A 6,102-nucleotide genomic window follows, 5' to 3' on the forward strand; every position below is an offset into this window, starting at 1 on the left:
CGGTGAATTCGTAGGCGAAAAGGGATTCTTTCTTGGCGAGTTCGCAGAGGGCGTCGGTTATCTGGATCTCGCCGATGGCGCCGGGCTTTGTATTCTCGATGTAGCTAAATATCGACGGTGGCAATAGATAGCGGCCAACGATCGATAGGTCGCTGGGGGCGTCTTCGAGCTTGGGCTTTTCGACGAGATGAGAGACTTTGTGTAATTTGCGTGCTGAATATGCGGGAGATTGCTTCGGGCTTACGCCCTCGCAATGACAAGATTCTGTGGCGATTATGCCGTAGCTTGAGATCATATCTCTCGGCGCATGCTCCGTGGCAATTACAGCCTTACCGGTCTCCTGCCAGACCTTAACCAGCTGCTCACAGCAACCGGGCTCGGCATCGATCAACATATCAGGAAGTATAAGCATGAACCAGTCGTTCCCGACAGCTTCCTTTGCCTGGAGGACGGCGTGGCCGAGACCCAGGGCCTCCTTTTGATAAACGGTCGTGACCTTGATCTTATTGTTAAGCTCAACCACATCTTTTAATAGCGAACCCTTTCCTTTTTCGGCCAAAAGCCTGTCGTATTGGGTATCATTTCTAAAGTAATCCTCGATGAGGGTCTTGTTTGGGTGGTTGATCAAGATTATTTCTGTGATGCCGGCCCGTACCGCCTCTTCTACAACGTAATGGATGGCGGGCCTATCAACTATCGGAAACAGTTCTTTGGGCACGACCTTTGTAACAGGCAGAAAACGGGTGCCGAGGCCTGCGACGGGGATCACGGCTTTGGATGTTTTATTGCTCATTTCTTCTTTCTTAACGACTCTAGGTCCACAATGTCCTGTTTGCGCGAACTGGCACTTTTATTCTTGACCAATTCATTGCGGCCTCCATTCAACTTTGAAAACATCTCGCGTAATAGTTGAACCGTTTCCAAGCGTGTAACGGCGGTCATCTTTCGATAATATTTGCTATCGGCTTTTGCTGCTTCGTTGAAATTCTTGTTTATTTTGATCCAGATCCGTTTCATGTGGTTCAAACGTTGTTCAAAAGTAGTGAAAAAATTGTTGGACAAGCTACCGCCGGGTCCATGTTGGAATCTTCTGCGATTCCAAGGAGTTGCACTTCCCGTAACTTGTAACTCGTGACTCGTGACTCGTAAATAGTAACTACTTCCTCAAGTACTTAATCAAACCGAATAACATTTTTGAAATATCACTTATAGTGCTATTAAATTTGCCAAAATTTAACTTATCAATATCCTTATGTGTCATTATTTTTTCCATAAAACTCTTACAAATAACAAGTTACAAGTCACAAGTAACGATTTAAGCCCTGGCTATCTCTGCGCAGTGCATCTGCACGCGCATTTGGCGGTTGAATAAGTTAAGTAGTACCGCCACTCGGCCGGAATCCGACACCGGCCTGTCCAGCACACCCATAAGGTCCTTTAAGTGCCCTTTCTTCACCTTGACAAGGTCGCCCTTCTTGAAGGTATTCTGCTCTATTATGCCGCCTGCATTCGTGCGCGCCTTTATGAGCTCTATGACCTCATCCGATATAGGGACCGGCTTTTCGCTATCGCCAAGGATCTTATTAACGCCGCGGGTATATTTAACGAGCCTGTGGTGAGACGCGCTCGATAGATCCCAGCGTAAAAAGACGTAATTGGGGAACAAGGGCTTATAGTTGATCTTCTCGGAGCCCTTGCTGAGCGAGATCGATTTAAGTTTGGGGCAAAAAGTCTCTAAATTGCCAACGGGGGATCCTTCGTCCTCATTTAGCGGACTCAGGATGACAGACGAGTCAGCGCCGGAGATTGCCACGGTCGCTTCGCTCCCTCGCAATGACATTTTAGTGAATTGCAGGCAGACCTTATCCTCGCTTAAGGGCTTCGTCTGGATCACGTACCATTTATTACGTGACTCGTAACTCGTAACTTGTGACTTGTTAATGTTCATATTCGTAGTTCGTGGAGGACGTTGACCGTGTTATCGTCCGGAACGAACCGCCTGTCCAAATTCAATACCACTCGCCCCTCCTTGGGTTCTGCAGGACCCCAAGTGAGAGATATCTTATTTTCAAAAGCCTCGCCTACAATTTCTGTGATCACCTCATGAAGCTCGCCTCGGTCCCCTTCAAGGACGAATTCATTGAAACCCCTCGCCTGAAGGCCGTTGAGCAAATTAGAGACGGCAAGCTTTATCCTTCTATAATTCTTGATGATAGTAAGAATGCTTTCGTTCGAAAGACGCGCGCGCTCGGCAAGGCCGCGTTGAGTCAAGATGTAGCGTTTCTTGCGTTTGCTCACATCGTCCTGGCGTAAGAGGCCGTCGTCGCAGAGAAGCTTAATGATCAAATTGATCTGACCGAGAGAGATGCCTGTTGCAACGGCCAGGTCCCTCTGAGAGGAATCGGGGTGAAGGATGAGATAGTCTAATATGAGTTGGCGTTTACGTAGCATTTGTTAAACGTTGCTCAAAAGTTGTTAATAAAGTTGTTTAATTGCCATCCGTTCAGACATCGAACGTTCGATTGGTGAACTCCTATAGTAGATTTCATTAAAATTGGCAAGTGAAAAATGTGAAAAAAACTAAGGCAAATAACTATATATATAAGGTAGTTACGGGCTATTTTGAAGGTCGTAAAAAGTAAAAAGCCACCTTGGGGCGTTTGGGGCTCCAAGGTGGCTTGAATGCATAACATTTCATCCTTCGACAGGCTCAGGATGAGCGGATCCAAAGGAACTACTTCTCTACCTCGTTCTCGTGGCCGAAGGCTTCTTTGCGGGAGAGCCTCATCTTGCCGGAAGAAGGATCTATCTCAAGAAGCTTCACCACAACTTCGTCGCCTTCCTGCAGGACATCTTCCACGCGGTTAACGCGCTTGTTATCTATCTGCGAGATATGGAGAAGACCGTCCTGACCGGGAAGAACCTCAACGAATGCGCCAAAGTCCATTATCTTTACAACGTGACCTTTATAGTACTTACCGACCTCGGCTACCGCTGTGAGCTCTTTTACCATCTGCAGCGCTCTGAGGGCCGCTTCGGAATCGTTCGTCGCAATATGGACCATGCCGTCCTCATCTACATCTATCTTGACGCCGGTCTCCTCTGTAATGCCGCGGATGTTCTTGCCGCCGGGGCCTATCAGCGCGCCTATCTTGTCTGGCGATATCTTGTGGGCCATGATCCTTGGCGCCCACTTCGAGATATCCTCACGGGGAACGGGCAGGGCCTCAAGCATCTTGCCTAATATGTGCAACCTTCCTTCAAGCGCCTGTGAAAGCGCCTTAGAAAGGATCTCTTCGGTGATACCCGCTATCTTAATATCCATCTGGACAGATGTGATGCCGTTTTTTGTACCGGCAACCTTAAAGTCCATGTCTCCTAGGTGATCCTCATCGCCTAAGATGTCTGAAAGAATAACGAACTGGCCTTCTTCCTTGATAAGACCCATTGCGATACCTGCAACCGGGTTCTTAATGGGAACGCCTGCGTCCATAAGTGACAATGTTCCGCCGCAGACCGTGGCCATTGAAGATGAACCGTTGGATTCAAGTATCTCCGAGACCGTGCGCATCGTGTACGGGAAACTTTCCTCGGGCGGCAGCATCTGCATGAGCGCCCTTTCTGCCAGCGCACCGTGACCTATCTCGCGCCTTCCGGGTGAACGTAAGGGCTTAGTTTCTCCCACGGAATACGGGGGGAAATTGTAGTGGAGCATAAATCGTTTCTCATACTCTTCCATTATCCCGTCGATTATCTGTCTGTCATCGGCCGTTCCGAGCGTTGTAACAACGAGTGCCTGCGTTTCACCGCGCGTAAAGAGCGCGCTCCCGTGCGTACGGGGAAGAAGCCCCACCTGACAGGTGATGTTCCTCACCTCGTCCCACTTGCGTCCGTCTATCCTCTTCTTCTGGACAACTATCATGTGCCTGACGAGCTTATATTTCTCTTCTTCGAACATGGCCGAGACCTTGTCCTCTGTCCCGTCCTTGTCATCTTCCGGCACCAGCTCTTCAACAAGCTCTTTGTGGAGCTCGTCAATTGCCGCGTACCTTTCCATCTTTGTCTTTATGCAAACGGCGTTCTCTAATTTTCCCTTAAGGAACTTCTCGACCTTCGCTTGAAGTTCCTTGTCCACAACAGGCTTTTCGAACTTCATCTTTGGAACGCCGCACTTTTTGGCAAGTTCTTCCTGTATCTTAATGACGGGCTGAACCTCTTTGTGGGCGAACATTATAGCCTGGGCCAGGTCCTTTTCGCTTATCTCTTTTGCGCCGCCTTCTACCATCACCACCGCGTCCTTGTTTGCGGCAACTATAAGGTCTATATCCGACCTCTCCATCTGTTCCGGTGTCGGGTTGCAGACGAACTTTCCGTCAACGCGTCCTACACAGACACCCGCGATGGGCCCCATGAAGGGAGCGGGAGACAGAGAAAGAGCCGCGGATGCGCCTATCATCGCCAGGACATCGGTCTCGTTGTCGTGATCTGCCGATAGCACCGTGGCAACCACCTGCGTATCGTTCTTGAAACCTTCGGGGAACAGGGGCCTGATGGGCCTGTCTATGAACCTGCTTGTCAGGATCTCGCGTTCGGTCGGACGGCCTTCGCGTTTGAAAAATCCGCCCGGAATCTTTCCGGCCGCGAACGTCTTTTCGACATAATCGACAGTCAGGGGAAAATAATCCATCCCCTCCCTTGGCTTTTTCGATGCCGTTGCCGCAACGAGAACGATAGAGTCCCCGCAACGGACAGTTACAGCACCACCTGCCTGCTTGGCAAGAAGACCCGTTTCGATCGTAAGCGTGCGCCCGCCGAATTCTGTCTGTACAGAACTAACCATATTATCTTCTCCTTGCCACGCCGTAGCTCATTTGCGAAGGCGGGCTTTGTTGTTTGGCTTGGATACTTTAAGGAATTAAATCTCAAGGACTGATAACTTGCGAGGATAATTCACTGCGGGGGATTGCTTCGTCCGCTTTTGGCGGACTCGCAATGACATTGCTCTTGTAAATTATCAGTCAATCCTGCTTACTTCCTTATGCCAAGCTCGCCAATTATGCGCTGATACTTTTCAACGCTGTCATTTCTTAAATAATTAAGCAATCTGCGCCTGTGGCCGACCATCATAAGAAGGCCCCTGCGCGAGCTGTGATCCTTTTTGTGCGCGTTAAAGTGGTCTTTTAAAAGGTTGATCCTCTCTGTCAGGACGGCAACCTGCACTTCCGCTGAACCGGTATCTTTATCGTGGATCCGGAATTTGGTGATCAGTTCGTTCTTTTTTGTCTTTGCTAGTGTCATAAAAGTTGGCGGCCATGTAACATACGCTCTACATCTTGTAAAGTAGAAATTTCACTTAATTTCGTGGCCGCCTCTATTTTAAAACCGGAAGAGACCGTCCTTCTTAACGCAGAAATATGGGCAAATGTGCCTATTGCCTCCCCCATATCCCTTGCAAGCGCCCGAATATACGTACCTTTTGAACATTTCACCCTTACCGTAATGGAGGCATCTTCCACGCCCATTATTTCTATATTTTCGATATTCACTTCCCTTAAAGGGGCCTCGAACTTTTCTCCCCTCCTTGCCATTTTATAAAGGGTCCTTCCCTCCTTTTTGACCGCGGAGTAATCTGGAACCCTTTGTGTTATTTTTCCCAGGAACTTCGGAAGGACCTCTTTTATTCTCACTTCAAGGTCCTTTGGCACGTCCTTTGTTTCAACTATCACTCCCTTTGCGTCATCGGTATCTCTCTTCTCGCCGAACTTGATGGTGGCAATATATTCCTTGTCACCCCCTGTGAGCGTAGCCGAGAGCTTGGTGGCGCTTCCGATCAATATGGGGAGAACTCCGGTAGCCAGGGGATCGAGCGTGCCGGCATGGCCGACCCGCTTAACCTTGGTGATACGGCGGATGATGGCGACAATGTCGTGGGATGTATAGCCGGATGGTTTGTCGATTATAATGATGCCGTTCAAAATAAGTGCTTAAGTGCGTAAGTAAAAGCTTCTAACTTAAGGGCACCTCTAAAAACCCATTGGCGTGTCATTGCGAGGGAGCGTAGTGACCGAAGCAATCTCCATAAATCAAGTGTTTGCTTAGAGA

General features: G+C 48.9%; 7 protein-coding genes. All 7 read right to left on the reverse strand.

All coding sequences use genetic code 11. The features are described from left to right. Positions 1 to 793 (reverse strand): UTP--glucose-1-phosphate uridylyltransferase (locus COV46_08935; GenBank protein PIR16275.1); only part of this gene is annotated, 793 nt, incomplete at its 3' end. Further along, positions 790 to 1,017 (reverse strand): hypothetical protein, encoded by a 228-nt coding sequence (locus COV46_08940; GenBank protein ID PIR16276.1) that lies wholly within the window; start codon positions 1,015 to 1,017, stop codon positions 790 to 792. The genes COV46_08940 and COV46_08935, both read right to left, overlap by 4 nt. Before the next feature lie 298 nt (positions 1,018 to 1,315). After that, positions 1,316 to 1,948 carry a hypothetical protein gene (locus tag COV46_08945; protein ID PIR16277.1) on the reverse strand — a complete coding sequence of 211 codons (633 nt, stop codon included), beginning with the start codon at positions 1,946 to 1,948 and terminating at the stop codon, positions 1,316 to 1,318. After that, positions 1,945 to 2,451: a hypothetical protein gene (locus COV46_08950; GenBank protein PIR16278.1), complete on the reverse strand. Its 507-nt coding sequence runs from the start codon at positions 2,449 to 2,451 to the stop codon at positions 1,945 to 1,947. Before COV46_08950 ends, COV46_08945 begins: the two co-directional genes overlap by 4 nt. A 283-nt stretch (positions 2,452 to 2,734) precedes the next feature. After that, the gene (pnp, locus tag COV46_08955) at positions 2,735 to 4,840 is read right to left on the reverse strand and encodes a polyribonucleotide nucleotidyltransferase (GenBank protein ID PIR16279.1); all 2,106 of its coding nucleotides are present in this window, start codon (positions 4,838 to 4,840) and stop codon (positions 2,735 to 2,737) included. A 188-nt stretch (positions 4,841 to 5,028) separates the two neighbouring features. Beyond that, positions 5,029 to 5,298 carry a 30S ribosomal protein S15 gene (locus COV46_08960; protein ID PIR16280.1) on the reverse strand — a complete coding sequence of 90 codons (270 nt, stop codon included), beginning with the start codon at positions 5,296 to 5,298 and terminating at the stop codon, positions 5,029 to 5,031. Further along, entirely contained in the window at positions 5,295 to 5,978 is a 684-nt protein-coding gene (gene truB / locus COV46_08965; protein PIR16281.1) for a tRNA pseudouridine(55) synthase TruB, read from the reverse strand. Before truB ends, COV46_08960 begins: the two co-directional genes overlap by 4 nt. Positions 5,979 to 6,102 lie beyond the last annotated feature (124 nt).

The sequence above is a fragment of the Deltaproteobacteria bacterium CG11_big_fil_rev_8_21_14_0_20_49_13 genome (assembly GCA_002796305.1).
Classification (GTDB): domain Bacteria; phylum UBA10199; class UBA10199.

Bases quoted from the DNA above. Each gene is read 5' to 3' on its own strand.
- COV46_08940 (PIR16276.1), bottom strand. From the start codon at position 1,017: ATGAAACGGATCTGGATCAAAATAAACAAGAATTTCAACGAAGCAGCA.
- COV46_08945 (PIR16277.1), bottom strand. From the start codon at position 1,948: ATGAACATTAACAAGTCACAAGTTACGAGTTACGAGTCACGTAATAAA.
- COV46_08950 (PIR16278.1), bottom strand. From the start codon at position 2,451: ATGCTACGTAAACGCCAACTCATATTAGACTATCTCATCCTTCACCCC.
- pnp (PIR16279.1), bottom strand. From the start codon at position 4,840: ATGGTTAGTTCTGTACAGACAGAATTCGGCGGGCGCACGCTTACGATC.
- COV46_08960 (PIR16280.1), bottom strand. From the start codon at position 5,298: ATGACACTAGCAAAGACAAAAAAGAACGAACTGATCACCAAATTCCGG.